The organism is Desulfoprunum benzoelyticum (assembly GCF_014201505.1).
Taxonomy (GTDB): domain Bacteria; phylum Desulfobacterota; class Desulfobulbia; order Desulfobulbales; family Desulfocapsaceae; genus Desulfoprunum; species Desulfoprunum benzoelyticum.
On record NZ_JACHEO010000024.1, the window covers coordinates 1 to 26,126 of the forward strand.

Genomic DNA, 26,126 nt, shown 5'->3' on the forward strand with positions numbered 1-26,126 from the left:
TTGTTCTGAGAGAGTACCTTACCATGGTTGGTAGGACAGATAGAGTCCCATCACGGATAAATCTGTCGAGGCTGAGTTTCAGTGGTAATCAGAAATTTTTATGCCGAAATACAAACCGCAGCATTCCCGGCTGCTCTTCATCGACCGAGAGATCGCCAAGGGCCGCTATCCCAACTGCTCGCAATTGGCCGGCGACTACGAGGTCAGCGCCAAGACCATTCAGCGCGATCTCGACTACATGCGCTATCAGCTCGACGCCCCGATCGAGTATTCGGCCAAACACCGGGGGTATTACTACACCGAGCCGAACTACCAGTTGCCGGCGATCTCGGTCAAGGAGAGCGACCTGTTTGCGATCTACCTGGCCGAGAAGCTGCTGACGCAGTACGAGGGAACGCCGTTGTATGACAGTCTGCGCTCGGTGTTCCGCAAGATCGAGGAATCGCTGCCGGCAAAGACCACCGTCGATCTCGGCCAGGACCATGCCCGGTTTACCGTCTTCCCCCCTTCCAACACCCTGATCCGGCCCGGCATCTGGGAGAAGGTGGCAGAGGCGATCCGCCTCTCCCGCCGAATCCGGGTCGTCTACCGCACCCCCGGCACCGAGCCGGCGGCGCGTGACCTCGATCCCTACCATGGCGTCCGTTTCGAGGGGGACTGGTATGTCGTCGCCCATTGCCATCGACGGAACGATATCCGCACCTTCAGCCTGGCAAGGATGGAAAGCGTCGAGTTGCTGCCCACGGACTTTCGCATCCCTACAACCTTCGACTTCACCCGTCTTTCCGGCAGCCATTTCGGGGTCCACTGGAGCGACAACGAATATCAGGTCAAGATCCACTTCAACAGGGAGGTGGCGGGATACATCCGGGAGCGGCGCTGGCACCCGACCCAGCAGATCGACGAGCATCCCGACGGATCCGTGGTCCTGTCACTGACCGTCAATCACCTGCTGGAACTGAAGCGCTGGGTGCTGTCCTGGGGGGAGATGGCAGAGGTGATTGCGCCACGAAGTTTCGCAGATGAGGTCAAAACAACCATTGATGGGATGAGAGGGAAATACCGGAGCACGCCGGAAAGCGCTTGAAAATGGCTTCCCCCGCTCGCGTGGCATCCTTCCCCCTCAACAACTTGAAGAACTCCCTGCCTTGTCGTTTCCGTAGAACCGGGGTAGAACCGACGCAGAAAAGGGTTAAGCCGAATCGACTTAACCCTTTGATTTTACTGGAGCCAATATGCGGAATCGAACCGCAGACCTACTGATTACGAATCAGTTGCTCTACCAGCTGAGCTATATTGGCCTCTGATAGTGACGCCTTTATAGCAGGTAACGATTGAAAATTCAACCTTTATGAAATATAACCAATGATCGGCCGTACTCGACCATTGCGTTAAATTTTTCAACAAATCGATACGTTATCAAAACAATTCATTTCACTCTGGCATTTGTCGAACTCAAACCGCATCACCTTGCCTCAGCTCCTGTTCAGCTTTGTTCTCCTGCTGATCAGCAGCGGCGAAACGATCTCAGGCCCGGTTGACGCCAACGGCTGCACCGGCTGTCACGCCGTCATGCTGGACGGCAACCATGCCATGGCCTGCACCGCCTGTCATCAGGGCAACGCCAGCTCCAAAGAAAAAAGCGCGGCCCACAGCGGCCTGATCGCCCAGCCGGCCCACCCGGAGGCGATGGCCAGATCCTGTGGGCCATGCCATTCCCGGCAGGTCGACGGTCTCCGCACTGCATCCCATTTGACCCTGAAAAACCTCGTCAACCTGGTTCGTCGCGCCTTCGGCGCCACGGCTGATCTGCCGTCGATGGTCGAGATCCCGGAATCCGACTCCCCCAGGGATGCCCTCGCCCTTGCCGACGACCTCCTGCGCCGCCGTTGCCTGCGCTGTCATCTCTACTACCAGGGCGACGATTACCCCGCCGTCACCCACGGCACCGGCTGCGCCGCCTGTCATCTTGATTTTCAGAACGGCCGGCTGGCCTCACACGCATTTCTGTCCGCACCCGGCGACCGACAATGCCTTTCCTGCCATTACGGGAACAGGGTCGGGTTCGACTACTATGGACGATTCGAGCATGACCTGAACGTCGAATATCGCACCCCTTACACGACGAAAGAGGACCATTTCCGTCCCTTTGGCGTTGAGTATCATGAACTGGCGGCGGACATCCACCAGCAGCGCGGCCTCGTCTGCATCGACTGCCACAGCGGCAGGGAACTGATGGCGGCAGGCGATCCCGGCCCTTCCTGCGCCGGATGTCACGACGCCGCGCAGCTCGGGAAAAACCTGCCCGACCGGGTCCGCAAATCCGCTTCCGGGTATATCTTCCTTTCCGGAACCGGGATGAAGGAGCATCCTCTGCCGGTCATGAGCGATCCGGCCCATTCAACCAACGACGACAAGATTTCCTGCCAGGTCTGCCATGCCCAGTGGGGCTTCGCCGACTTCGGCAAGCATCTCCTGCGTTCAGAGTACGAGGAGTATGACCATTGGGATCGGTTGACTACCCAGGAAAGTTCCGAGGTAACAAATCTTCTTGAAAACAATACTGATTTTTCGAAGACTGAAATTTTTCCGACCATGAAAGACAAAATTCACTTCGGGAATCAGCCAGGAGTGTGGTATAAAGGTTACGGCATGCGGCGTTGGGAGACAATCTTCCTGGAAAAAGACCGGGAAAACAATGTCTCCGTAGTCAGGCCGCTGCTTGATTTCACTCTTTCCTGGCAGGATGGGAACGGCCAGGTACATTTCGATTCCCATCCGTCCGAGGCCGGCAGCAACGGCCTCCATCGCTACACCCCGCATACGACAGGAAAAGCCGGGTTGTTCTACCGGCAGCGTCTCGAAAACCTCCATTTCACTGCAGCAGCAGAGGAGATCAAGAAGGGGGACTGAATAGCAACGGTCCTGTAATCATCAATCATCACAAACGACTGCCGCCTATGATCAGTTGCACAACAACGACCACCAGCAGCCGCTCCATTCCCGGAGTACACGACGACACCATTCTGAATGGGGCCGCCACACTCCACCGTCTCAGGTTTTTAGCATTTTTCCTGTTCTTCCTGGTCGCCATCCCCACCGGGTCAGCTTTCGCTTCGTACGACAGGAATCCGGATGCCAAGCCGTCCAGCACCTTGGACCAGAAAGACATGAGTGTCCATTCGCCCTCCGATGGCTACTCAGAGACCGGCCTCGCTTCCTGGTATGGCAAATCTTTTCAGGGGAAGCGCACCTCGAGCGGCGAACGATTCGACATGCATTCAATGACAGCCGCACACAAGCAGCTGCCGATGAACACCCTGTTAAAGGTCAAGAACCTGGAAAACGGCAGAGAAACGATTGTCCGCGTCAATGACAGAGGCCCCTATTCCGGGAAACGGATTATCGACCTGAGTCATTCCGCTGCCAAGACCCTGAAACTGGCAAGAAAGGGGATCGCCAAGGTTGAGATCACCGTCCTCAACGGCGCCAGCCAAGGCCGGATAGACGAAATGCAGATTGAGCAAAATTCCACCAACACCGCAAATTCGTTCTATGTCCAGGTCGGCGCCTTCTCTCGCGAATCCAATGCCAAGCGCATGCAGGAGCGATTCGCCAAAGCCGGCCAGACCGTCATCATCCGGCAGGTCAGCGGCAAAAAATCGACCATCTACCGGGTGCTGATCGCCGCCGGCAACGACCGTGACAAGGCGCTCAGCACGGAGCGGAAGATGCGCAACAATGGTTACAAAGAAGCGTTGGTAGTCGTACGTTAGTTCCTGTCAGCTGATCCTGGCAAGATCCGCTTTCCAGACCGCATCCAGCAGCATTCTCAGCTTATCGTAGTCCTTCAGCCCGGGCCGGATTTCCACGCCCGAATTGACATCGATGGCAAAGGGCCGGACCTTGTCGATGGCCTCGGTCACGTTATCGGGGGACAGTCCGCCCGCCAGGATTATTGGCCGCTGCAGCGCCAGAGATTCAATCATATCCCAGTTGAAACTGCTTCCGGTCCCCCCCGCCTGGTCGGCAACGTAGGTATCGAGCAGGAACCCCTGAACAACATCCTGATAGGGTTGAAAATCTTCAGGAATTGCGCTGCCGCTGATCCTGAAGGCCTTGATGACCTTGCAGGGTGACGCAGCATACGCCAACTGGCCGCAATATTCGGGAGTTTCGCTGCCATGCAGCTGCACGTAGGAAAGACCGCAGTAATCGACAATTTCCTGGACTTCGATGTTATCCCGATCGATAAACACACCGACCAGATCAACAAAGGGTGAGATGTTTGCCGCGATCTCCTTGGCCTTTTCCGGCTCGATGTATCGTGGGCTTTCTTCCACAAAGATAAATCCAAGGGCGTCGACTCCCGCCCGTATGCCCTCCTCCGCATCTTCCATGTTGGTAATTCCGCACATTTTTATGCGCGTTCGCCGGTGCATCACTCCTCCATTTTCATAGTTATCGTATTACCGCAAGCCCCGGAGCACATCTCCGGGCGATCCGGCCCGCATCAGGGTCTCACCGATGAGGGCAGCGGCCACTCCTGCCTCCGCCAATCGTTCAATATCCTCGTGATCCCGCAGGCCTGACTCGCTGACAACCGGGATATCGGCCGGGATGATCTTTTTCAGGCGGAAGGTCGTATTGATATCCATCGAGAAATCCTTCAGGTTCCGGTTGTTGATACCGATGAGCCGACTGTCGGCAGCAAGGGCCAGCTCGACTTCGCGCTCGTCATGCACCTCGACCAGAACGTCCATCCCCAGTTCCCCGGCATAGACCTGATATTCCTTCAGCTGCAATGCGTCGAGAATCGCGGCGATCAACAGGATGGCATCGGCTCCATGCATACCGGCTTCCCGGATCTGCACCTCGTCGATGATAAAATCCTTGCGCAGGACCGGCAGGATGACAGCTTCCCTGACCTGCATGAGGTAGAGAAGACTGCCCTGGAAAAACTGACGATCGGTCAGTACCGAAATCGCCTGCGCCCCCGATCTCTGATAATTGCCGGCTATTTCAACCGGGTCGAAGTCTTCGCAGATGACCCCTTTGGAGGGGGAGGCCTTTTTTACCTCGGCGATGATCGAGACCCCCGGATACGCCACCAGTGCCTGGCGGAACCCGCGCGGCGGGTCGATCTTCTTCCCCTGCATGGAAGGCGGCAATGCGATCCCGGCGCTTTTCAGCTGCGCGATCTCGAGGCGTTTCTGGGCTACTATTCTATCTAATATCATCTTCCTGATCACCGAGCAAATACTGCAGTCGAAAAATCCCCGCCCCCTGGTCGGATAGCCGTTGCCTACGCCTTCTGCGCGGCGAACGAGGCGCAGTATTGGATCAGTTCGTCGAGTTTGGCCACCGCCTTGCCCGAATCGATGATCTCGGCCGCCCTGGCGATACCCTCGTTAACCGTCGGCACCACCCCGGCCGCCATCAAGGCCGCCCCGCTGTTGAGCAGGACCATGTCCCGCTTCGGTCCCGGCCGGCCGGCGAGGATCTCCCGCATGTCGACCGCCGCCAGTTGCGGCGTCGCCGCCCCGGCCAGTTCCTCGAGCCGGGCCCGCGTAAGCCCGAACTCCTCCGGGGTAACGGTATAGGTATGCACCCTGCCGTCCGCCACTTCCGATATTCTCGTGTATCCGGTCACCGTCAGTTCATCGAGATTGCCTTCGCCGTAGACGACCAGCGACCGCTTCGTCCCCAGCCGCAGCAGAACGTTGGCGACGAGTTCGGTCAAGGCGGGATCGAAAACGCCGAGCACCTGGACGTTGGCCCCGGCGGGGTTGGTCATCGGGCCGAGGATATTGAAGATCGACCGGATGCCGATCTCCCGGCGCGGGCCGATGGCATACTTCATCGCCTTGTGCAGGGCCGGGGCGAAGAGGAAGCCGATGCCGACGGAGCGCACGCATTGCCCGACCTGATCCGGAGGCAGATTCAGACTGACCCCGGCGGCCTCGAGGACATCGGCGCTGCCGCAACGCGAAGAAACCGCACGATTGCCGTGCTTGGCCACCGGAATACCGGCCGCGGCAACGACAAAGGACGAAGTCGTCGAGACGTTGAAGGTGCCGGAACCGTCGCCGCCGGTGCCGACGATGTCCACCAGGACCTCGCCTTTTGCCGTCGCCACGCCCGTATCGATCGGCGTCGCCTTCTCCCGCATGACCCGGACGGCGCCGGTGATCTCGTCGACCGTCTCCCCTTTCATCCGCAATGCGGTGATGAAGGAGCCGATCTGGGCCCCAGTGGCATCGCCGTTCATGATCACCAGCATGACCTCGTACATCTCCTGTTCCGAGAGACCATGACCGATCACCAACCGACCTATCGCTTCCTTTATCTTCATCTGTTCAACCTCTTGTGCTGGATTGCCGCGAATCAGCCATTGACCATCCGCTGGTAATCGGGGCTCATGAAATTCTGCAGGAGCCGTATTCCGGCCGGGGTCATAATCGATTCCGGATGGAACTGCACTCCCTCCACCGGCAGGGTCTTGTGGCGGATGGCCATCAGTTCGCCTTCGTCTGTCCTCGCCGTGATGGTCAGACAGCCAGGCAGCGTTTCCTCCTCGAGGATCAGCGAATGATACCGCATGCCGTCAAAGGGGTTGGCCAGGCCGGTAAAGATCCCCTTGCCGTCATGGTGGATCGGGCTGGTCTTGCCATGCATGATTCGCCGCGCCCGGATCGTTCTGCCGCCAAAGGCTTCACCCATCGACTGGTGGCCCAGACAGACGCCCAGGACCGGCACCTTGTCGCTGAAATAACGGATGGCGGCAATCGATATCCCGGCCTCCTGCGGCGAACAGGGCCCGGGCGAAACCAGCAGCCGATCCGGCCGCATCGCCTCGATCTCGGCGATGCTGATCTTGTCGTTGCGATACACCCTGATATCTTCCTCTCTCCCCTCTTTCCGGGCACTGCCGGCGATGGTCTGGACGATATTGTAGGTGAAGGAATCGTAGTTATCGATAATGACCAGCATCGTCTAAAATCCTCTTTCGACCAGTTCCACTGCCCGACGCAGCCCCATGGATTTATTGATGGTCTCCTCGAATTCCCGCACCGGGTCGGAATCGGCGACGATCCCGGCGCCGGCCTGGATCCAGAGATTTCCGCCCTGCATGATAAAGGTGCGGATCGTGATGCAGAAATCCATGTTCCCGGAAAAACCGAAATAACCGACCGAACCGGCATATGGTCCCCGCCGGTCGGGTTCGAGCTCGTCGATGATCTCCATCGCCCGGATCTTCGGGGCGCCGCTGACGGTGCCGGCCGGGAAACAGGCGGCAAGGACGTCGAACTGGTCCAGCCCCTCACGGATCTCACCGTGCACTCCGGAGACGATATGCATGACATGGCTGTAGCGTTCGATCACCAGCAGGTCCCGGACCTCGACCGAGCCGTCCCTGGCGACCCGGCCGACGTCATTGCGGCCGAGATCGACCAGCATCAGGTGCTCGGCGCGTTCCTTCGGGTCGGCGAGCAGTTCCTGCTCCAGTCGCAGATCCTCCTCAACGGTCGCACCGCGCGGTCGGGTACCGGCGATAGGCCGCAGTTCGATCATCCGCTCTTCCTTGCGGACCAGGATCTCGGGCGAGGAGCCGATCTGGACGAGATCGCCGAATTTCAGGAAAAAGAGGTAGGGACTGGGGTTGATATGACGCAGGGCCCGATAGAGCACGGTCGGGTCGATATCGGTTTCGGTGTGAAACCTCTGGGACAACACGACCTGGATAATATCGCCGGCGACAATATACTCTTTCGCCCTCTCGACCATCGCCTGGAACCTTTCCGGCTCCATATTCGAGGTGAAGACATGGGGGATCGGAATGCCGCACATGCTGTCATGCACCTGCACCGGGACCGGCGCCTTCAGGACGGCGATGATTTCCTCTATTCGCCGTACCGCGTCGTCATACAACAGATCGGCGCCGCCAACCCCGTCCTCCTCCCTGACCCAGCAGACCACCGTGACGGTCTGCCGCACGCTGTCATGGACCAGAACGATGCGCGGCACCATGAAGGCGGACTCCGGAAGATCTAGACTGGGCCTCGAGTCGGGAAGTTCCTCCATGAACCGTACCATATCGTAGCCGAGAAAACCGACGGCGCCGCCACAGAATTTGGGCAGACCGTCAATGTCGGCAGCGTCGAGCCGTTCGACCAGAACCCTGATGGCATGCAGGGGATTGGCATGAAACCGCTCCTCTTCCCTCTGCCCGTTGTGTACTTCGGTGATACGGACCTCGTCCCGCCTGGATTCAAAGGTGACGAGCGGTTCGAAACCGATGAAGGAATATCGCCCCCATTTTTCCCCGCCTTCCATGCTCTCGAACAGAAAGATATGGCTGTGGGCGTCGGCAATCTTGGCAAACAGGGTGAGAGGAGTGTCGAGATCGGCGATGATCTCGGTGTAGACCGGAACAAGCTTCGATGTGGAAAGATATCCGGCAAAACTCTGCGGCGGAGGGTGGTAGGCTCGCTGGGGCATGATTTAAAAATATCCTAGGAACTTCAATGCATTACATGAAGATATCGATGGTAATTTGCGAAGAATACCAGTTCTCGATCCCTATTGTCCAGCATCTTCACCGTCGGACAATGAAAAAAAGGACCATAGAATCGAGAGATTCCATGGTCCTTTTGCTTTTCAAGCAGCCGCCGCCGAAAGGGGCTTTGGCTCGACGAACGACAACGATGGTGGATCAGGCTGCTGAGCCGACCTTGTTGACGCTGATGGTCAAACGGGAAATCTTGCGTGAAGCCGCATTTTTATGAATGGTGCCCTTCGATGCCGTCTTGGCAATGACCGGTATTGCGAGCTGCAACGCCTCTTTGGCCGCATCCTCGGACCCGGTTGCCACTGCTTCGTTGACCTTACGGATTGCGTTCTTCATCTGCGACCTGTTCGTCCTGTTGCGCAGACGACGGGTCTGGGACTGCCGATTCCTTTTTTCAGCCGATTTATGATTTGCCACGAATTAATTCCTCCTGTTGATGACACTCGTATATGGCACCGGATTGACGGTTGGATAGGTTACCTTACATTCAAATCCAGACCTGTATTTCCATTGCAAAAAGAAAGAAATTTATACTGGACCCGGACGATAAAGTCAACAGATACCCTTAGCACAGGTTGTTTTTACCTGCAAGAAGAAAAGTTTTCCAATGTTGCACCAATCGACCATGATGGGACAACGCTTCCATCACGACGCAGCATCCTACTCGAGCCGGCCGAGGTAGTTGAAGGTGGGAAGTTTCGCGTGACGACCGGTTCCGGTCAGCCGCTCCTGCAGTTCCTTCAGCAGCCGGTTGTCCACCTGCCCGCCGCGGATATCGACGACGGCATGGTCGAGCCCCAACCCCTTGAGTTCCGCCAGATACGGGAGAAGTGAAAAAGGGCGGGTTGAATGGGTCTCGGTGAACCCTTCCTTCTTGCGGATAACGAGGGCCTCGCCCTTCGGGCTGAGCAAAGGCCGGTCATAGGTGAAATGCGGGGCGGCGAGGCGGGCAGTGAACAACGGCGGTGAGCCGTAGACCGTCAACCCCAGCCGCGGGCTGCGGCGTTCCCCTCCCCGCCCCGACCCCTCCGAGAGCATTCTGCAGCCCTGGATCAGTTCGCCGAGACTCTGTCGATCCGCCTCGATGCACAGTTGTACCGACTCCAGTCCTGCCGTCGCCACCGCGGCAACAGCCTGGCTGTTGAGCAGGTTGAAGGTGTAGTCGCCATGGAGATGCACCCGCTCGCCGGCAAAAAAATCAAGTTGGCCGATGTGACTGATCTGGAACGATTTGTAGCCGGAACGCAGCAGGTTGCCGATCTGTTTGTGCGTCCTCGTCAGGTCCTGTTCCTGGATGACCGGGGGCAGCCCCCAGATCACATCCCGTGCCCGGTTGCCGAGGAGACGCCGGATCTGGCCCGCCTGGCTGACAAGCCCCTTGTCGAACGAAAGCAGGAATCGATCCGGGGCAAAAGGCAGCCTGGTCTGCAACACTTTGAACGAATCGGTGCGCAGCCACCACTCCAGTGTTGTCCTGCCGGCAGCGACACCCCTGTTTCGGCGCGCCGCAACCGGGGCGCCCGGCGTCCGTCGATCTCCCCTGCCGTGCCGGTCACCAGTCCTGGACTGATCTTGTTCCCACACCTCCCGGGCGATACCTCGCAACCTGCGGACAAGCCGTGAGCGGTAACCGGCAAGGGCGGTCTTCACCTCGGCGACGGCCAGTTTCGGCATCTCCGCCGCCCCGCCTCCCGCCGTATCGACCTTGTAGAGATCGAGGTTCTGCCCTGGCTGCGCGGGACAGGCCGGCGGCAGGGCAATCCGGACCAGAGTGGCGGCCTCGGCCGCTTCGATCGCCTGGCGGCCGAGATACATCTCCTTCACGGTGAAGGCCAGCCTCTCCCCTGACGGTTCAAGATGGAGACGGAGCCGGTCGCCCACCGCCAGATCCTCTTTCAGGGCCACCGAACAGTACCGCCCCTCTCCGGTCGCCGTGAACTTTTCCGCCCTGCCCAGGTGCAGGCCGATGTTGCCGGAATGATGGGGCGTGACGGCATCCTGGGGCTGGGGCGAAAAAAAGTAGCCGGGGGTGACTTTCCGGCTCATCGCCTGCCGCACCCTCGCCCCCGCCTCGATCATGACGGTTTCGAGTTCGTGGGGCGCGGCGTCGATGACCATGCGATAAGCGCCGACCACAGTACGGACGTAGTGGGCCGAGCGCAGCCGCCCTTCGATCTTCAACGAGGCGACACCCATCTCCCGCAGGGCCGGAACAGCCTCCAGGCCGGAGAGATCGTTCATCGAAAAAAGGTAGGAACCGCCTTTGCCCCCGGTGCCCCCCTTGCCTTTGCCGGCCACGGTATAAGCGCGCCGGCAGGGTTGGACGCAGCGGCCGCGCAGGCCGCTCTTGCCGCCGAGAAAGGAGGAAAACAGACAGAGCCCGGAATAGGAGAAGCACATCGCACCGTGGATGAAAACCTCGAGCTCGACCTCGCTCCGGGCCCGGATGGCGGCGATCTCCCTGACCGTCAGTTCGCGGGCCAGCACCACCCGCTGACAGCCGAGACCGGCCAGGGCGCTGACCGCCGGCGAATTATGGGCGGTCATCAGGGTCGAGGCGTGGAGGCGCAGTTTCGGAAAATAGCGGCGGATCAGCCGGATCAGCCCCAGGTCCTGGACAATCAGCGCATCCGGCCCCAGGAACTCCAACTGGGCAAGGGTCTCGGCAACCAGGGGCAGTTCACGTTCGAGAATGAGACTGTTGGCGGCGACATACAGTTTTTTGCCACGCTCATGGCAGAAACGGATCATCGCCCCGATCTCTTCCAGGCGGAGATCGCGGGCGAGGTTTCTGGCATTGAAGCCGGGGGCTCCGACATAAACGGCATCGGCGCCGGCCTCGAACGCCGCGTGAAAATTTTCGATGGTGCCCGCCGGGGCCAGGAGTTCCATAAACCGAATCAGCTCTCGATCACGACTTCATCCCGGCCGCCATGCTCATCGAGCCGGACCTGGATCCGCTGGTTCGGCAGGACGGTGGTGCGCAACCCGGTGTAATCGGGCTGGATCGGCAGCTCCCGGCCACCACGGTCGACCAGCACCGCCAGCTGGACGGTATGGGGGCGACCGAAATCCATGATCGCGTCCATCGCCGCCCGGATCGTCCGCCCGGAAAAGATGACGTCGTCGACCAGTACCAGATTGGCATTGTCGACATCGAAACGGATATCGGTCGTCCGGACGACTGGATTCTGATTGATCAGGCTCCAGTCATCGCGGTAAAGGTTGATATCGAGACTTCCGGCCGGGATCTCCCGGCCGGTCTGCCGATGGAGGATGGCGCCGATCCGCTCGGCCAGGAAGACCCCGCAGGTGTGGATGCCGACGATGGCCATCTCGGTCAGATCGGCGTTTTTTTCCAGGATCTGGAGGGCGATCCGTTTCAGGGCCAGATCGATCTCCTGGCGGTTCATAATGATACGCGTTTCGCCTTTCACTTTCCCACCCGTCTCCAGAAATACTCCACTCCCCTGGCATCGACCAGGTTGATCGCCTCGGGAAAGGCCTCGCATTCGACGGCGAAGACCCTGGCGGCGATATCATCGATGCTGTCCTGATCGTCGAGGGCGACACATCTCTGCAGGATGATCGGTCCCTCGTCGTAGCGTTCGTCGGCGAAATGGACGGTGCAGCCGCTGACCGTGCAGCCCCGGTCCTTGACCGCCTGATGGACATGGTGGCCGTAGTAGCCGGGGCCGCAGAAGGACGGGATCAGTGAGGGGTGGATGTTGACCACCGAGCGGGCGAGCTGTGGCGGCGGGGTGTAGAGCTTGAGGTAGCCGGCCAGGCAGACGACATCGATATCGTAACGGGCCAGGATCCGATTCGTCGTCTCGCTGTCATCGGCATGGAAGGCGGGATAGCCGTAGCGTTCGGCCTTGTCGAGGCCGAGGGCGGTGGGGACGTTGGCAATCACCACCTCGATAACGCCGGCCATGCTGCCGTTTCGGCTCCGGTCGTGAAAATTATCGAGGGTCCGGCCGCTGCCGGAGAGCAGAACTGCCATCTTCAGCATCGTTCATTCTCCTGCGAAATAGACGTTGTGGTCGACGTCGATCCGGTTCAGCCACCGGGAAATGGCGGTATCGTAGCTCGAGGTGAGATCGAAGACCTTGACCGCGAGGCGAAACCGGGTCTTCAGGGTGGTGTTGCCGGTAGCGGTGATCTCGGCCAGGACCTGGGGATAATCGGCCGGGTCGACGATGACGGTGACATCCTGAAAATTCTTGGCCGAGGCCCGCAGCAGGGTCGGTCCGCCGATATCGATATTCTCGATGGCGTCGGCGAGGCTGCAGGCGGGATCGGCGACGGTCTTCTCGAAGGCGTAGAGATTGACGGCGACGAGGTCGATGTTCTGCAGCCCGTGCTCGGCGCACTGCCGCTGGTGGTCGGCGTTGGCCCGCTGGTTGAGAATGGCGCCATGGACCTTGGGATGGAGGGTCTTGACCCGGCCGTCGAGCATCTCCGGAAAACCGGTGAACTCCGACACATCGGTCACCTTGATGCCGGCCGACCGTATTGTCCGGGCCGTCCCGCCGGTGGAGAGTATCTCGATGCCCAGACGGGCCAGTTCTGCCGCGAAGTGTTCGATCCCCGACTTGTCGGTCAGGCTGATCAGGGCTCTCTCTATCCTGCTCATCTCCTCTCAGTCCTTTCGTAAGAATGATTTGATCTTGCGACGGTCGCGCTTGTCCGGCCGCCGTGGCGGAGTCATGCCGCCGGCATGGAGGAGGCGGCGCATCTCCCGTTGCTCCTCTCTTCTGCCGACACTCTCCTCGCTCTCCTCGTACAGCAGCATCGCCTCTCTCGCCGGCCGGCGGGTCCCGGACACCGCCAGGACAGTGACCCGGAATTCCTCGTGACCGTTGTTGATGATCAGCTGGTCGCCGACGGTGACGGTTTTCCCGGCCTTGGTCCGGGCATCGTTACAGCGGACCTTGCCGCCGTTGACGGCATGGGTGGCCATCGACCGGGTCTTGAAAAAACGGGCGGCCCACAGCCATTTATCCAGGCGTACAGCAGGAGCGGCGGCTTCCATGAAGGTCTCTTTGCACCAATCGTTGTCTTTGGGTGAAGTGTCATAGACTACACTGATTCGACTGGAAGCGCATGAAAAAAGACAGTCGCCCTGCCAACCGGAAAAGCCCCTTGTCGGCAATCGGCAAAAAGTGTATCTACAGGGGTGTCGTGACAGGCGCTCCGGCTCCTTTCCGAGTCCGGGGCGCTCGACATCGTAAACAGCCGGAAATCGCCTGGTGCGCAGGCGCCATTATCAAAACGTGCTCTCATGCTTATCCACTCGGTCGGTATCAAAGACATCCAGACCCCGGTCAAGGTCCTCGAAAAAGGCGGCGGGCTGCAGGCCACCATCGCCACGATCAGCATCCAGGCGAGCATGCCGACGGCCAACCCCCCCAGCAGCTGCGTCGACGCCTTCACCTCGGCCCTGAATGGCTCCCTCGGGGAGATCAGCGTCACCTCCTTCTCGAAGATCCTCGCCGATGTTCAGGAGCGGCTGCAGGCCAGGGGCGCCCGCCTGGAGATGAGCTTTCCCTTCTTCATCGAAAAGAAGGCGCCGGTCACCCGGACCCGCAGTCTGATGGAATACGAATGCACCTTCTCCGGCGGGATCGGCGATGACGAGGACTTCATCCTCAGCGTCCGGGTGCCGGTGACGACGCTCTGCCCCTGCTCGAAGGAGATCAGCGCCGACGGCGCCCACAACCAGCGGGCGGAGGTCGATATACAGGTCAAGTTCGACAACTTCCTCTGGATCGAAGATCTTATCGTCATGGTCGAGCAATCGGCATCCTGCGAGCTCTACGCCCTGCTCAAGCGGCCGGATGAGAAGTACGTCACCGAGAAGGCCTTCCACAACCCGATGTTCGTCGAGGACGTGGTGCGCAAGGTGGCCCTGGCGGCCCTCGCCCATCCCGATATCACCTGGTTCGCCGCCGGCGTCGAAAGCTTCGAATCGATCCACAAGCACAGCGCCTACGCCTACGTCGACAGCGACGAAATCCGCTGAGGCCGGATCGGTCGGCAGCCGTCGCCCGGCGGTCGTCCCGCACTCTCCACGGTTATTTTCTGAACAGCCAGAAGATCAGGGTGAGGATGATGCTGATCAGGATGGAAGTCGTCACCGGGAAGAAGAACTGAAACCCCTCCCGTTTGATGAAGATATCCCCCGGCAGGCGGCCGAAGGGCAGTTTCTGCAGCCACGGCCAGGCCAGGCCGACCGCCACCAGAACCATCCCCAGCAGTACGAGTGTCCGTCCCATATCCTCCTCCTGCTGCACACCGCCGAAGGACAGGCGCAGCTACGGAAACCTGCAGTCAGACCAGATCGCAGGCATCGGCCGGCATCCAATGCCTGTCCTTGCCTTCCCACTTGACGTTGCAGCCGATCGGGTTGGTCAGGGGCACCGACACCGGCCGGCCGGAGGTGACCTCGTCGAGGACCCGGTCGAGATCGTTGACGGTCATCCGGCTGACATCGCGGGGATTGTCGACGCCCCGACCGGAGTAGACCAATCTTCTGCCGCCATCGAAGACGAAAAAGTGCGGAGTGCGCAGGGCGCCGTACGCCAGGGCGACCTCCTGGGTCTCGTCGTACAGGTACTTCCAGGGAAACCTGTTCTCCGCCATCCTTGCCGCCATGTGAGCGAAATCGTCCTCGACATAGGTGTTTTTGCTGTTCGAGTTGATCGCGACAAATCTGACCCCGCGGGCGGCGAATTTTTCCGCGGTCTCGCGGGTGGTTTCGTCGGAACCGAGGACATAGGGACAGTGGTTGCAGGTGAAGAAGACCACCAGCACCTTCGCCTCGGCGAAGCTGGCGAGCGAACAGGTGGTGCCGTCGGTGGCGGGAAGACTGAAATCAGGGGGACTGCTCCCGAGAGGCAGGGTGAATGGCATAGGCTTCCTCCATCATCTCTTTTTGACCGAAAACAGCGAACGGGTGCGGGTCAGGCCCGTCTCCTTTTCGCCGTCGAGCATCTTGCGCAGCAGCTGCAGATCAGCCCTCGCCACCCGCAACTCGTCCTCCACGGCGGCCAGCTCTCGCGGCGACGCCGCCGCCAGGGCCTTCTCCAGCTTGTCAACCTTCTGCTGCGCCCGGTACAGATCGAGGGCCAGGTGGCGTATGGACATATGGTGCGTACTCCTTCGCGTTGCGTTTGACGGACCAGGCGGCGAACCGCCCGCCGCGCAATTATCGAAACTATAGAATCAAACTCAGGGATGACAAGCCCCCGATCCTCCCGGCACCCGCCGCCAGGCAGTCGTTTGGCGGCGGGTACACCCCGTTTTCCACGGTCAAACGCCGAGAACTTCTTGAATCTATCTCATTTTTCCCCTATGATCGACGACATAAGCAGTTTGAACAGGCTGATCCGGCCACCAACGGAGATCGACATGATCCGGAACAAAACCCTGTCGCCGACGGCCCCGTTGCCTGGAGTCGCCGCATCTTCACCGTTCACAACCATGAGCCGTATCCTTCTCCCTTTGCTCCTGGCCCTGCTGCTCGTCTCGTGCGGCCACAAAGAAGTGGTCTATCGCGAAGCCTCCCTGGCCGACAGCGCCCGGGTCAAACAGGCCCTGCGGGCCCATTACCAAAAATGGCGGGGAACACCCTATCGCCCCGGGGGAATGTCACCGGCCGGCGTCGATTGTTCCGGATTTATCCAGCTCACCTACAGTCAGCTCTTCGGTCTCAATCCCGGCCGCTCGACGAAGGACCAGCTGAACCATGGCCGGTCCGTCCGGCGCGGTGACCTCCGACCGGGCGATCTGCTCTTCTTCCGTACCGGCCTGTTCGATCGACACGTCGGCATCTATTTCGATGACGGCTTGTTCGTCCATGCCTCGGCAACCAAAGGGGTGACCGTCTCGAACCTGAAACTGGCCTACTGGGACCGGACCTTCTCAACGGCACGAAGATTCTGATTTCCGGAGCCCCGACCGGATCTCGACAAGGATTGCGAACAGAAGAGAGAAGCCCCGGACAGCGGCTTAGCGATAGGTCCGGCCTTTGTGACGGAGCCAGCCGGCCGGATGTTGGCCTTCAGGGTCGTGGTGGGTCCAGTGGAGGACGCCGCCCTGGGAATTCCATTCATATTCGCCGGCGAAGTCGACCTCGTCCCCGCGTTTGAGTCCTTCCAGCCGCGGCGCGAGGTCGATATTGTGGGCGACCAGCAGGGTCTGCCCCGAGGCCAGTCGCATGATGAAGCGCTGGTGCCGGCTGCCGTCTCTGTCATCGGGCAAAATTTTTTCAACCACACCCCGCCCTTCGACCTGCAGATTGCTGAGTCTCTCGGCAAGGGCACGGGCAAGCAGGGCATCGGTCTGCTCCTGCCGATCCGCCGTTGCCGACGGCAACCGATCTTGCTTGCCGTACTGGGTGAAGACCGTGTAGCCGCCAAGAATCACCACCAGGCTGATGAAAAGCGCCAACCTTCTGATCATGCCATCCTCCGGCGGATCTCATCCTGTTCCAGGGCCGCCTTGGCGATCCGGAACAGTTCCTTGTAGTACGTCCGGTTGCGGCTGCGCACATACTGGTGGGCGGCGTTGCGCGCCCCCTCCTCGTCGAAACCGGGATACTGCCGCAGTGTCGCCTCGATGACCGGGCTCGGCCAACCCGGCTCCCAGTCGCGTTGCTGCTGCCGGCACTGATCCTGGTCGGCGATCGCCTCGTTGATGATCGCATCACGCAGGTGTTCGGCCTCATGCTGCAGCTGGATGATCTTCTGCTGCGAGCCCTTACGCTGCTGAAGAAAGTCATACACGGCATCGAGCGAATCCTGGCGCATGATCTTGGCCAGATGTTTGATCTGCCGTTTGCGGGCCCCGCCCTTGAGCTCGCGGATGGAGAGAATCTCCCGTTTGATCTCGTCACTGCCGGGGAAGACCTTGAGGTCGTTGTTGGTGAGGTCGGCCAGCTCGGCGGCGGTATCCTCGATCCGCTTGAGGCGGCGTTTCTGCTCCGACCTGCTGATGATTTCCGTCATAGGGGCTCTGTTGGGTTGATGGTGATCGCCATGCGTTACGGCTGCAGCCGGACCAGCGACGGATCATAGATCTCCGGCGCCTGATAGCCGAGCAGGTTACAGACCGTGGCCGCCACGTTCGACAGCCCGGGATCGGCGCAGCCGCTGGCGACAAACGCGTTGCTGCCGCTGTAATCGACGATGATGCAGGGCACGGGATTGAGGGTGTGGGCGACCATCGGCGTCCGCTTGCCTTTCTTTTCCGTCCACATGCAGTCGGCGTTGCCGTGATCGGCCGTCACCAGGGCGATGCCGCCGGCCTTCCCGACTGCAGCGAGAATCCGGCCAAGGCAGAGATCGACGGTCTCGACGGCGATCCGCACCGCCGGTTCGATCCCGGTATGGCCGACCATGTCGCCGTTGGCGAGATTGAGACGAATGAATTTATAGCCGCCGCCGGCAACGGCCTCGATCACCCGGTCGGTGATCTCCGCCGCCTTCATCCACGGCCGGAGGTCGAAGGTAATCCGGTCTGAGGGCACCTCGTCGTAGGTCTCCAGCTTCTTGTCGATGTAGCCCGACTTGTTGCCGTTCCAGAAGTAGGTGACATGACCGAACTTCTGGGTCTCGGAGATGGCGTAGGAGGTAACGCCGGCGGCGCAGAGATATTCGCCGAGGGTCCGGTCGATGGCCGGCGGCTCGACGAGGTACTGCTTCGGGATCAGGGCATCGCCGTCATATTGCATCATTCCGGCGTAGAGCACGTCGGGTCGACGGACGCGCTCGAACTCGGTGAAAACGTCCTCTTCGAAGGCCCGGGAGATCTCGATCGCCCGATCGCCGCGGAAATTGAACAGGATCACCGCATCACCATCGTTTATCGTCCCGACCGGGGTCCCGCCGTCGGCAATGACGAAACTGGCCATGTACTGATCGGTCATCGCCGGGTCTTCCGCGTAGTAGGCGGCAACCGCCTCGGAAGCGGCGGTGAACTGGCGCCCCTCCCCCAGGACATGGGCCTTCCAACCGTTTTCCACAACCTGCCAGTTGGCGTTGTAACGGTCCATCGTCGTGACCATACGGCCGCCGCCGGAGGCAATCCGATAATCGAGCCCACTGCCGGAAATTGCCGCCAACCGCTGCTCCAGCGGCACGATGTAGTCGAGGGCGCTCTTCTCACCGACATCCCGGCCATCGATCAGGGCATGAACCCGCACCCGCTTGACCTTCTCGGCGGCACAGCGATCGAGGAGGGCATACAACTGTTCGATATGACTGTGAACATTGCCGTCCGAAACCATGCCGATGAAATGGACCGTACCGCCCTGCCCTCCCCGCGCCATGACCTCTTTCCAGGTCCGACCGGTAAAGATCGTCCCGCCGGCGATGGCCTCGTTGACCAGCTTCGCTCCCTGGGCGAAGACCCGGCCGGCCCCGAGGGAATTGTGGCCGACCTCGGAGTTGCCCATATCGCCATCGCCAGGGAGACCGACCGCCTTGCCGTGGGCCTTGAGGCGGAACATCAGCTTGTCCTGGAACAGGCGATCGAGGGTGGGGGTATAGGCAACATGGACGCCATTGCTGTCATCTGCGGGACCGAGACCGATTCCATCCATGATGACGGCTACCACCGGTCCCGGGAAGGCGGAATAGCCGGAAAGCGGCTGCAAGGTCAGTTCTGTCATTCTTCCTCCTTTAACGGTAGTCCCTGGCGATGATCGCCATTTTTTCACATGTATTTCAGGAGCTTTTTATGATATACTGCCGAAAATGTCAATAATCGCAGGAACTCCGCGACCGTATTGCAGCGTACGCCATCCCGGAAAAACCTGCAACCGGCTAATTCCTGGCCAAGGTGATTATGAACAGCTCTTCCGACCTCTCCCGCCTCGAGTTGCAGGTCAACCCCGAGGATATCCCGCTCTACACCACCGTCCTTCAAGGGGGCATTCTGGTGAAGGCCCGGGCCGGCATCCCGCTCGGCTCCTTTCTTGATGCCCTGCCCGGTTTCAACCATGATTACATCGTCAACGTGATCCAGACGATTTTCCTCGACGGCACGGCGATCGACGATCTCGAAACCCCGATCGAAGGCGATCATCCGGTCCTCGCCCTGTCGGCGGCGATGCCGGGTCTGGCCGGGGCCATCCTGCGCAAAAACAGTTACCATGCCGCCCTCCGCACCACAGTGACGGAACGGCGGGATCACCACCAGCAGGGCAGCATCACCATCACCCTCAAGCTCTTCAACAGCATCGCCAGGGATTGCGGCCCGGCCCTGCTGGCCGCGGGCATCCGTCTCAACGCCGCAGTGCTGCGGGGCTTCTGCTCCACTCACCCGACCCTGGCCGCCGGCCTCAGGCACATCGTCCTCGACGGCCGACCCATCACCGCAGACTCGATGTCGGTCTGGCTCGAACAGGAGCAGACCATCACCCTGATCGTCAGAGAGGCGGCCAATGACTGATACCACCCGCGACATGCTGGGGAGGTCCGGCCTGATTCCGGTCGACGAGGCCCGGCAGGTGCTTCTTGATTGCCTCGGCTCCCATATCCCCGACCAGGAAACCGTCCCGCTGGATCAGGCCCTCGACCGGGTCCTGGCTGCGCCGATCTTCGCCCCCGAGGACCTTCCCGCCCATGCCCGGTCGACGATGGACGGCTTCGCCGTCCGGGCCGCCGATACCTTCGGGGCGAGCGAATCGATGCCCGGCTACCTGCAGATCGCCGGCGAGATCAGCATGGGCGAGGCCCCTGACGGCCGGGTGACGGAGGGGACCTGCCATCGCATCCCGACCGGCGGCCTGCTGCCCGACGGCGCCGATGCGGTGGTCATGCTCGAACATACGGTGCCGGTCGACGACACCATGGTTGAAATCGTCAAGGGGGTCGGGCCGGGGGTCAACATCCTCGGCCGCGGCGAGGATATCGCCCACGGCCAGCTGGCCCTGCCGGCAGGTCAGCTGCTGCGGCCCCAGGACCTCGGCCTGCTGGCCGGACTTGGCATCGACGCGGTGACCGTGACCCGGACAGTGTCGGTCGGCATCATCTCCACCGGCGACGAGATCGTGCCCTTCACCGAGACCCCGGCTCCCGGGAAGATCCGGGACATCAACAAGATCGCCCTCGGCGGTCAGGTCCGGCGGGTCGGGGCCGCCGTCGTCGACTACGGCATCGTCTCCGACCGCTGGGAGGTCTTCATGCCGGTCCTCCGGCAGGCGGTGGCGGACAATGACCTCGTCCTCTTCTCCGGCGGCAGTTCCGTCGGCATGCGCGATCTCGGCGAACAGGCCATCGCCGAGCTTCATCCGCCCGGCATCCTGGTTCACGGCGTCGCCCTGAAACCGGGAAAACCGGTGATCATCGGCCTGAGCGGAATGAAACCGGTGTTCGGCCTGCCCGGCCATCCGGTATCGGCGATGGTCTGCTTCGACCTCTTCGTCCGGCCGGCGATCGACCGGCTGGCCGGGAGGGTGACGGACCAGTTGCCCGAGGCGACGATTATCGCCCGGCTCGACCGCAATATCAATTCGGCCGCCGGCCGCCGCGATATTGTCCGGGTCAGGCTGATCCGCGAGGATCACAGCTGGGCCGCCGAGCCGGTACTGGGCAAATCCGGGGCCATTTCGTCGCTGGCCCGGGCCCACGGCTACTTCATCATCCCCGAAAGCAGTCAGGGGATTTCACAGGATACTCTTATCACGGTCCACCTCTATTCATGAAACGCAACATCTATCTCGACAACAAACCCCTGGACGAGGCCAAGGCCATCTGGCACCAGGCCCTTGCCGATGCCGGTTTTTTTGACCGCCGCCCGGAACAGAAAATCGCCGTCGACGACTGTCTCGGCCGGATCCTGGCCCGCCCGGTCTTCGCCCTGCGATCGTCGCCCTCCTACAATGCGGCGGCGATGGACGGGATCGCCGTCCATTTCCTCGACCTCGCCAATGCCAGCGAGAGCAACCCGGTCCGTCTCGGCCGCGCCCGTTTCACACCGGTCAACACCGGCAACGCCATCCCTGAGGGCTGCAACGCCGTGGTGATGATCGAGGATGTCCACTATCTCAGCGACGACGAGGTGGAACTGATTCTGCCGGCCACCCCATGGCAGCATGTCCGCACCATCGGCGAGGACATCGTCGCCACCGAGCTGATTTTGCCGGAAGGGCACCAGGTCCGGCCGATCGACCAAGGGGCGATGCTGGCCACCGGCGTCACGGAGCTCTGGGTCCAGTGCCCGCCGAAGGCGATCGCCATCCCCACCGGCAGCGAGCTGATCCAGCCGGGGCAGGTCGGCCAGCCGGGCCAGATCATCGAATTCAACTCGCGGATCCTGGCCGGCTACCTCAACGAATGGGGGGCGGTGGCCCGCCGCAGCGCCCCGATCCCCGACGATCCGCTCAAGCTGAAGGAGGCCATCCTGGCGGCCGTGGCCGACAACGACATCGTCATCCTCAACGCCGGGGCCTCGGCCGGCACCCGCGACTATACCTCCCAGGTCCTCGCCGAGGTCGGAAAGGTCATCGTCCACGGGGTGGCGATCAAACCCGGAAAGCCGGTGATCCTGGCGATCGTCGGGGCCGTCCCGGTCATCGGTCTGCCCGGCTATCCCGTTTCGGCGGTACTGACCATGCGTCTCTTCCTCCGCGACATGATCACCGCCTTTCTCGGCCGGGAAAAAATCACGCCACCGGAGGTCGAGGCCACGATCTCGCGGCCGTTCCACTCGCACATGGGGGTCGACGAGTTCGTCCGGGTGACCCTCGGCCGGGTCGGCGACATCCTGATGGCGACTCCGGTCGGCAAAGGCGCCGGGGCGGTGATGTCGCTGGTGCGGGCCGACGGCCTGCTGACCATCGGCGCCGGCAAGGAAGGCATCGGCGCCGGCGAAAAGGTCGCCATCGAACTGCTGCGCCCCCAGGCCGAGGTCGACGCCACCCTCGTCTGCATCGGCAGCCATGACAACATCCTCGACCTGCTGGCCAATCAACTGCACACCGAACGGCCACTGATCCGCATTTCCAGCGCCCATGTCGGCTCTATGGGCGGCATCATGGCGATCAAGCGCGGCGAGGCCCATCTCGCCGGCACCCACCTGCTCGACGAGGCGACCGGCGAATACAACGTCGCCTATATCAAGCGATTTCTGGCCAATATTCCGCTGCAGCTGATCAATCTCTGCTACCGTGAACAGGGCCTGCTGGTGGCCAGGGGCAATCCGAAAAACATCCAGGGCTTTGGCGATATCGCCGAACACGGCCATCTCTTCATCAATCGTCAGGGCGGCGCCGGTACCCGGCTGTTGACCGACAAGTGCCTCGCCGATCTGAAGATCGGCCGGGAGCGGATCCAGGGCTATCAGCGGGAGGAGTACACCCACATGAGCGTCGCCGCCGCCATCGCCTCCGGCAGCGCCGACACCGGCATGGGCATCCGCGCCGCCGCCGTCGCCCTCGATCTCGATTTCGTGCCGGTGGCCGAAGAACGGTACGACCTGATCATCCCGAAAAAGTTCCTTCATGATGACAAGATCACCCGGGTCCTTCATCTGATCCGCACCAACCAGGCGTTCCAGCAGCGGATCCTCGCCCTCGGCGGCTACGAACTGCGTGACTCCGGCAAGGTCATGTACGAGCAGGGCTGACACTGTCGTCTCACAATCAAATCAAATTTTTCCAACCCATCCCCTCACGGGGTGGACTCTTGAACCATGAAGACAAGGGGGAACACCATGACCGACAAAATTTTCCGTATCAATATGACCGATCTCACCACCGGCATCGAAGACGTACCCGCCGCCTGGGCCGGACACGGCGGCCGCGGCCTGACCTCGACGGTCGTCGCCGCCGAGGTCGAACCGACCTGCCACCCGCTCGGTCCAAAGAACAAGCTGGTCTTCGCCCCCGGCCTGCTTTCCGGCACCCTCGCCGCCAACTCCGGCCGCATCTCGGTCGGGGCCAAGAGCCCGCTGACCGGCACCATCAAGGAGGCCAACGCCGGCGGCTCCGGCGCCCAGTTTCTCGCCCGCTGCGGATGCAAGGCCCTGATCATCGAGGGTCAACCCAGAAACGATCGCTGGTACAGCCTGACGGTGACCCCGGAAGGGGTCGTCATCAACGAGGAGAACGAGATGATCGGCAAGGGCAATTACGAAGTGGTCGAAACCGTAACCGCCCGACTGCCGGGCAAACCGGGCATCATCACCATCGGCCCGGCCGGCGAGATGCGGATGGCCGCGGCCAATATCTCGGTCAAGGACCCTGACGGCGGCCTGCGCTCCTGCGGTCGCGGCGGGCTCGGCGCGGTCATGGGCTCGAAAAAGATCAAATTCATCGCCATCGACCCCGGTGACGGCAAAGTCGATATCGCCGATCAGGCAAAATTCAGAGACGCCAATCGCGCCTTTGCCAAGGCCCTGGTCGACCACCCGGTCTCCAAGGCCCTCGGCCAGTACGGCACCAACGTCCTCGTCAACATCATCAACGAGGCCGGCGCCCTGCCGACCAGAAATTTCACCTCAGGCCAGTTCGACGGCCATGACAGGATCTCCGGCGAGACGATGCACGACACCATCGTCGCCCGCGGCGGCAAGCCGAAGCACAACTGCCATCCCGGCTGCGTCATCCAGTGCTCGCAGATCTACAACGACGCCGACGGCAAAAAGCTCACCTCCGGCTTCGAGTACGAGTCGATCTGGGCCATGGGCGCCGACTGCTGCATCGACAACCTCGACCATATCGCCGAGGCCGATCGCATCATGGACGACATCGGCATCGACTCGATCGAGACCCCGGTGGCATTTGCCGTGGCGATGGAGGCCGGGGTGCTGCCCTTCGGCGACGGCCCCGGGGTCTGCCGGATCCTGAGAGAGGATGTGGCCAAGGGGACCGCCCTCGGCCGGATCATCGGGGGCGGCGCCGGCGCCGTCGGCCGGGCCTTCGGGGTCACCCGGGTGCCGACCGTCAAGAACCAGGCCATTCCGGCCTACGACCCGCGGGCGATCAAAGGCATAGGCATCACCTACGCCACCTCGACCCAGGGCGCCGACCACACCATGGGCTACACCATCGCCACCAACATCCTCGGAGTCGGCGGCAAGATCGATCCGCTGACCAAGGAGGGCCAGGTCGAGCTGTCGCGCAACCTCCAGATCGCCACGGCGGCCATCGACTCGACCGGGATGTGCCTGTTCATCGCCTTTGCCGCCCTTGACGACCAGACCTGCCTGCCGGCCCTGATCGACCTGATCAACGCCCGCTTCGGCACCTCGCTGGTCGGTGACGACGTCGTCAACCTCGGCAAGTCGATCCTCAAGACCGAACGGGCCTTCAACATCGCCGCCGGTTTCACCAGCGTCGACGACAGACTGCCGGAATTCTTCTATACCGAGCCGCTGCCGCCGCACAACGTGGTCTTCGACTTCAGCGGTGAAGAAATCGACACATTCTGGAACTTCTGATGCAAGTTACGGTCAAACTCTTTGCCTTCTTCCGCGATGGCCGGTTCAAGGAAGAGGGCAGAGAGTACCCGGCGGGAACGGTGGTCGGTGATGTCGTCGACGAACTCGGCATCGGCCGTGACGAGGTCGGGGTGGTGATGATCAACTCCCTGCAGCGCAGCCTTGAGTCCCCGATCGGCGATGGCGATGTCGTCGCCATCTTTCCGGTCATCGGCGGAGGCTGAGATTGAACCGGCTGGGCGATTTCCTCCGCCAACGAGCCGCCTCCGGCACTATCGCCCTGGCCGATGCCCGTGAGGCGGCGGCGACATTTCGCCGCCCTTTGCCGGAGATCGAGGAACAGGCCCTGCACCTCAACATCATGCCGCTGCGCTATCTGCGTAACGGCCTTCGCTGTCAGGAACAACTCAGTCTGGTGCAGGCCCGGGTCGGAATCATCGGCTGCGGCGGGCTCGGCGGGACGGTCGCGGCGCTGCTGGCCCGACTCGGTATCGGCCGGCTGCGGCTGGTTGACCCTGACTGCTTCGAGGAACACAACCTCAACCGCCAGAGGTTCGCCACCATCGACAGCCTCGGCCGTCCGAAGACCGAGTCCGCCCGGAGAGCGATCAGCTCGATCAATCCCGCGGTCGTCGTCGAGGCGGTTGTTCGTCCCTTTACCGAAGCCGACATCGAGGCCGTCGACATTGTCGTTGACGGGCTCGACGACGCCGGCAAGCGGCTGGAACTGGCGGCCCACTGCACCAATCTGGACCGGCCGCTGGTCCATGGCGCCGTCCGCGACTGGCACGGCCAGACCGGGGTCGCCACCGCCCGCAACCGGCTCATCGCCACCCTGTATCCCAATGTGCGCGAAGACTCGGCCAGCAAACCGCCCGTCAATGTTCTCGCCCCGACCGTGACCGTGATCGCCGCCATCCAGGCGGCAGAGACCTGCAAGCTGATCCTCGGCGTCGACTCACCGCTGGGAAGGAACTGGATGCTGTGCGATCTGCTCGAAGACGTCTTCGAACACATCCCCGCCTGACAATTTCGCCGGGGACTTTCCTGTTGCCCCGATTTTGCCGTTTCTGGTAGAGTCGACGGATACTGATACTCTTTC

Annotated in this window: 27 protein-coding genes, 1 tRNA gene and 1 pseudogene; 11 read left to right on the top strand and 18 right to left on the bottom strand. The window is 61.3% G+C overall.

Translation table 11 applies throughout. The features are described 5' to 3' along the window. The first annotated feature begins 100 nt into the window (after window positions 1–100). Window positions 101–1,087, top strand: a complete 987-nt coding sequence (locus HNQ81_RS15090) for a helix-turn-helix transcriptional regulator (RefSeq protein WP_183352144.1) — start codon at window positions 101–103, stop codon at window positions 1,085–1,087. A gap of 138 nt (window positions 1,088–1,225) precedes the next feature. On the opposite strand, the gene HNQ81_RS15095 is transcribed toward HNQ81_RS15090, so the two are convergent. Beyond that, a tRNA-Thr gene (locus tag HNQ81_RS15095) sits at window positions 1,226–1,301 on the bottom strand. 169 nt (window positions 1,302–1,470) lie between these two features. Here HNQ81_RS15095 and HNQ81_RS15100 point away from each other — a divergent pair. Together HNQ81_RS15100 and HNQ81_RS15105 are read left to right on the top strand one after the other, a co-directional pair. Then, window positions 1,471–2,913, top strand: a complete 1,443-nt coding sequence (locus HNQ81_RS15100) for a cytochrome c3 family protein (protein ID WP_183352145.1) — start codon at window positions 1,471–1,473, stop codon at window positions 2,911–2,913. A 47-nt stretch (window positions 2,914–2,960) separates the two neighbouring features. Next, on the top strand, window positions 2,961–3,776 hold the full coding sequence (locus tag HNQ81_RS15105) for a septal ring lytic transglycosylase RlpA family protein (RefSeq protein WP_183352146.1): 816 nt from the start codon (window positions 2,961–2,963) through the stop codon (window positions 3,774–3,776). Between the two features lie 6 nt (window positions 3,777–3,782). Here HNQ81_RS15105 and HNQ81_RS15110 read toward each other — a convergent pair whose 3' ends face one another. From HNQ81_RS15110 to HNQ81_RS15160, 11 genes and pseudogenes are all read right to left on the bottom strand, one after another. Beyond that, window positions 3,783–4,442: a phosphoribosylanthranilate isomerase gene (locus HNQ81_RS15110; RefSeq protein ID WP_183352147.1), complete on the bottom strand. Its 660-nt coding sequence runs from the start codon at window positions 4,440–4,442 to the stop codon at window positions 3,783–3,785. 27 nt (window positions 4,443–4,469) lie between these two features. Beyond that, window positions 4,470–5,240, bottom strand: coding sequence for an indole-3-glycerol phosphate synthase TrpC (trpC, locus tag HNQ81_RS15115; RefSeq protein WP_183352148.1), 771 nt, complete (start codon window positions 5,238–5,240; stop codon window positions 4,470–4,472). A gap of 65 nt (window positions 5,241–5,305) precedes the next feature. After that, window positions 5,306–6,355, bottom strand: coding sequence for an anthranilate phosphoribosyltransferase (trpD, locus tag HNQ81_RS15120; RefSeq protein ID WP_183352149.1), 1,050 nt, complete (start codon window positions 6,353–6,355; stop codon window positions 5,306–5,308). Window positions 6,356–6,387: 32 nt separating this feature from the next. Further along, a complete protein-coding gene (locus HNQ81_RS15125) occupies window positions 6,388–6,993 on the bottom strand; it encodes an anthranilate synthase component II (RefSeq protein WP_183352150.1) in 606 nt (201 codons plus the stop codon). Between the two features lie 3 nt (window positions 6,994–6,996). Next, on the bottom strand, window positions 6,997–8,502 hold the full coding sequence (gene trpE, locus HNQ81_RS15130) for an anthranilate synthase component I (RefSeq protein ID WP_183352151.1): 1,506 nt from the start codon (window positions 8,500–8,502) through the stop codon (window positions 6,997–6,999). Window positions 8,503–8,716: 214 nt separating this feature from the next. Further along, window positions 8,717–8,989 carry a 30S ribosomal protein S20 gene (rpsT, locus tag HNQ81_RS15135; protein ID WP_183352152.1) on the bottom strand — a complete coding sequence of 91 codons (273 nt, stop codon included), beginning with the start codon at window positions 8,987–8,989 and terminating at the stop codon, window positions 8,717–8,719. A 243-nt stretch (window positions 8,990–9,232) separates the two neighbouring features. After that, complete coding sequence (locus HNQ81_RS15140) at window positions 9,233–11,464, bottom strand: peptidase U32 family protein (RefSeq protein ID WP_183352153.1); 2,232 nt, start codon at window positions 11,462–11,464, stop codon at window positions 9,233–9,235. An 8-nt stretch (window positions 11,465–11,472) separates the two neighbouring features. Further along, complete coding sequence (pyrR, locus tag HNQ81_RS15145; protein WP_337833465.1) at window positions 11,473–12,009, bottom strand: bifunctional pyr operon transcriptional regulator/uracil phosphoribosyltransferase PyrR; 537 nt, start codon at window positions 12,007–12,009, stop codon at window positions 11,473–11,475. Continuing rightward, the gene (purN, locus tag HNQ81_RS15150; protein ID WP_183352155.1) at window positions 12,006–12,587 is read right to left on the bottom strand and encodes a phosphoribosylglycinamide formyltransferase; all 582 of its coding nucleotides are present in this window, start codon (window positions 12,585–12,587) and stop codon (window positions 12,006–12,008) included. Before purN ends, pyrR begins: the two co-directional genes overlap by 4 nt. Before the next feature lie 48 nt (window positions 12,588–12,635). After that, window positions 12,636–13,211, bottom strand: a pseudogene (locus HNQ81_RS15155) (IMP cyclohydrolase); the annotation flags it as partial. 6 nt (window positions 13,212–13,217) lie between these two features. After that, complete coding sequence (locus HNQ81_RS15160) at window positions 13,218–13,610, bottom strand: RNA-binding S4 domain-containing protein (RefSeq protein ID WP_183352157.1); 393 nt, start codon at window positions 13,608–13,610, stop codon at window positions 13,218–13,220. Between the two features lie 249 nt (window positions 13,611–13,859). Between HNQ81_RS15160 and folE2 the strand changes: the two genes are divergently transcribed. After that, the gene (folE2, locus tag HNQ81_RS15165) at window positions 13,860–14,600 is read left to right on the top strand and encodes a GTP cyclohydrolase FolE2 (RefSeq protein ID WP_183352158.1); all 741 of its coding nucleotides are present in this window, start codon (window positions 13,860–13,862) and stop codon (window positions 14,598–14,600) included. 52 nt (window positions 14,601–14,652) lie between these two features. On the opposite strand, the gene HNQ81_RS15170 is transcribed toward folE2, so the two are convergent. The 3 genes from HNQ81_RS15170 to HNQ81_RS15180 are packed head-to-tail and all read right to left on the bottom strand — an operon-like array spanning window position 14,653 to window position 15,724. Continuing rightward, complete coding sequence (locus HNQ81_RS15170; RefSeq protein ID WP_183352159.1) at window positions 14,653–14,853, bottom strand: DUF2905 domain-containing protein; 201 nt, start codon at window positions 14,851–14,853, stop codon at window positions 14,653–14,655. 55 nt (window positions 14,854–14,908) lie between these two features. Then, complete coding sequence (locus tag HNQ81_RS15175; RefSeq protein ID WP_183352160.1) at window positions 14,909–15,490, bottom strand: thioredoxin family protein; 582 nt, start codon at window positions 15,488–15,490, stop codon at window positions 14,909–14,911. Window positions 15,491–15,502: 12 nt separating this feature from the next. Beyond that, window positions 15,503–15,724 (bottom strand): hypothetical protein, encoded by a 222-nt coding sequence (locus tag HNQ81_RS15180; protein WP_183352161.1) that lies wholly within the window; start codon window positions 15,722–15,724, stop codon window positions 15,503–15,505. A gap of 264 nt (window positions 15,725–15,988) precedes the next feature. Between HNQ81_RS15180 and HNQ81_RS15185 the strand changes: the two genes are divergently transcribed. Continuing rightward, the gene (locus HNQ81_RS15185) at window positions 15,989–16,522 is read left to right on the top strand and encodes a C40 family peptidase (RefSeq protein WP_183352162.1); all 534 of its coding nucleotides are present in this window, start codon (window positions 15,989–15,991) and stop codon (window positions 16,520–16,522) included. Between the two features lie 66 nt (window positions 16,523–16,588). Here HNQ81_RS15185 and HNQ81_RS15190 read toward each other — a convergent pair whose 3' ends face one another. The 3 genes from HNQ81_RS15190 to gpmI are packed head-to-tail and all read right to left on the bottom strand — an operon-like array spanning window position 16,589 to window position 19,250. Then, window positions 16,589–17,041: a DUF3465 domain-containing protein gene (locus tag HNQ81_RS15190; protein ID WP_183352163.1), complete on the bottom strand. Its 453-nt coding sequence runs from the start codon at window positions 17,039–17,041 to the stop codon at window positions 16,589–16,591. Further along, a complete protein-coding gene (locus HNQ81_RS15195) occupies window positions 17,038–17,586 on the bottom strand; it encodes a DarP family protein (RefSeq protein ID WP_183352164.1) in 549 nt (182 codons plus the stop codon). The genes HNQ81_RS15190 and HNQ81_RS15195 overlap by 4 nt, the downstream gene beginning before the upstream one ends. A gap of 35 nt (window positions 17,587–17,621) precedes the next feature. After that, window positions 17,622–19,250, bottom strand: a complete 1,629-nt coding sequence (gpmI, locus tag HNQ81_RS15200; protein WP_183352165.1) for a 2,3-bisphosphoglycerate-independent phosphoglycerate mutase — start codon at window positions 19,248–19,250, stop codon at window positions 17,622–17,624. Window positions 19,251–19,426: 176 nt separating this feature from the next. On the opposite strand from gpmI, the gene HNQ81_RS15205 reads away from it, so the two are divergent. The 6 genes from HNQ81_RS15205 (at window position 19,427) to HNQ81_RS15230 (ending at window position 26,051) form a co-directional block, all read left to right on the top strand. Further along, window positions 19,427–20,032 carry a hypothetical protein gene (locus HNQ81_RS15205; protein WP_183352166.1) on the top strand — a complete coding sequence of 202 codons (606 nt, stop codon included), beginning with the start codon at window positions 19,427–19,429 and terminating at the stop codon, window positions 20,030–20,032. Beyond that, the gene (locus HNQ81_RS15210) at window positions 20,025–21,287 is read left to right on the top strand and encodes a molybdopterin molybdotransferase MoeA (protein ID WP_183352167.1); all 1,263 of its coding nucleotides are present in this window, start codon (window positions 20,025–20,027) and stop codon (window positions 21,285–21,287) included. The genes HNQ81_RS15205 and HNQ81_RS15210 overlap by 8 nt, the downstream gene beginning before the upstream one ends. Further along, window positions 21,284–23,209 (top strand): molybdopterin biosynthesis protein, encoded by a 1,926-nt coding sequence (locus HNQ81_RS15215; RefSeq protein ID WP_183352168.1) that lies wholly within the window; start codon window positions 21,284–21,286, stop codon window positions 23,207–23,209. The genes HNQ81_RS15210 and HNQ81_RS15215 overlap by 4 nt, the downstream gene beginning before the upstream one ends. An 87-nt stretch (window positions 23,210–23,296) precedes the next feature. After that, window positions 23,297–25,024 carry an aldehyde ferredoxin oxidoreductase C-terminal domain-containing protein gene (locus HNQ81_RS15220; RefSeq protein ID WP_183352169.1) on the top strand — a complete coding sequence of 576 codons (1,728 nt, stop codon included), beginning with the start codon at window positions 23,297–23,299 and terminating at the stop codon, window positions 25,022–25,024. Further along, window positions 25,024–25,248, top strand: a complete 225-nt coding sequence (locus HNQ81_RS15225) for a MoaD/ThiS family protein (RefSeq protein ID WP_183352170.1) — start codon at window positions 25,024–25,026, stop codon at window positions 25,246–25,248. The genes HNQ81_RS15220 and HNQ81_RS15225 overlap by 1 nt, the downstream gene beginning before the upstream one ends. A gap of 2 nt (window positions 25,249–25,250) precedes the next feature. Further along, window positions 25,251–26,051: a HesA/MoeB/ThiF family protein gene (locus tag HNQ81_RS15230; protein WP_183352171.1), complete on the top strand. Its 801-nt coding sequence runs from the start codon at window positions 25,251–25,253 to the stop codon at window positions 26,049–26,051. Window positions 26,052–26,126 lie beyond the last annotated feature (75 nt).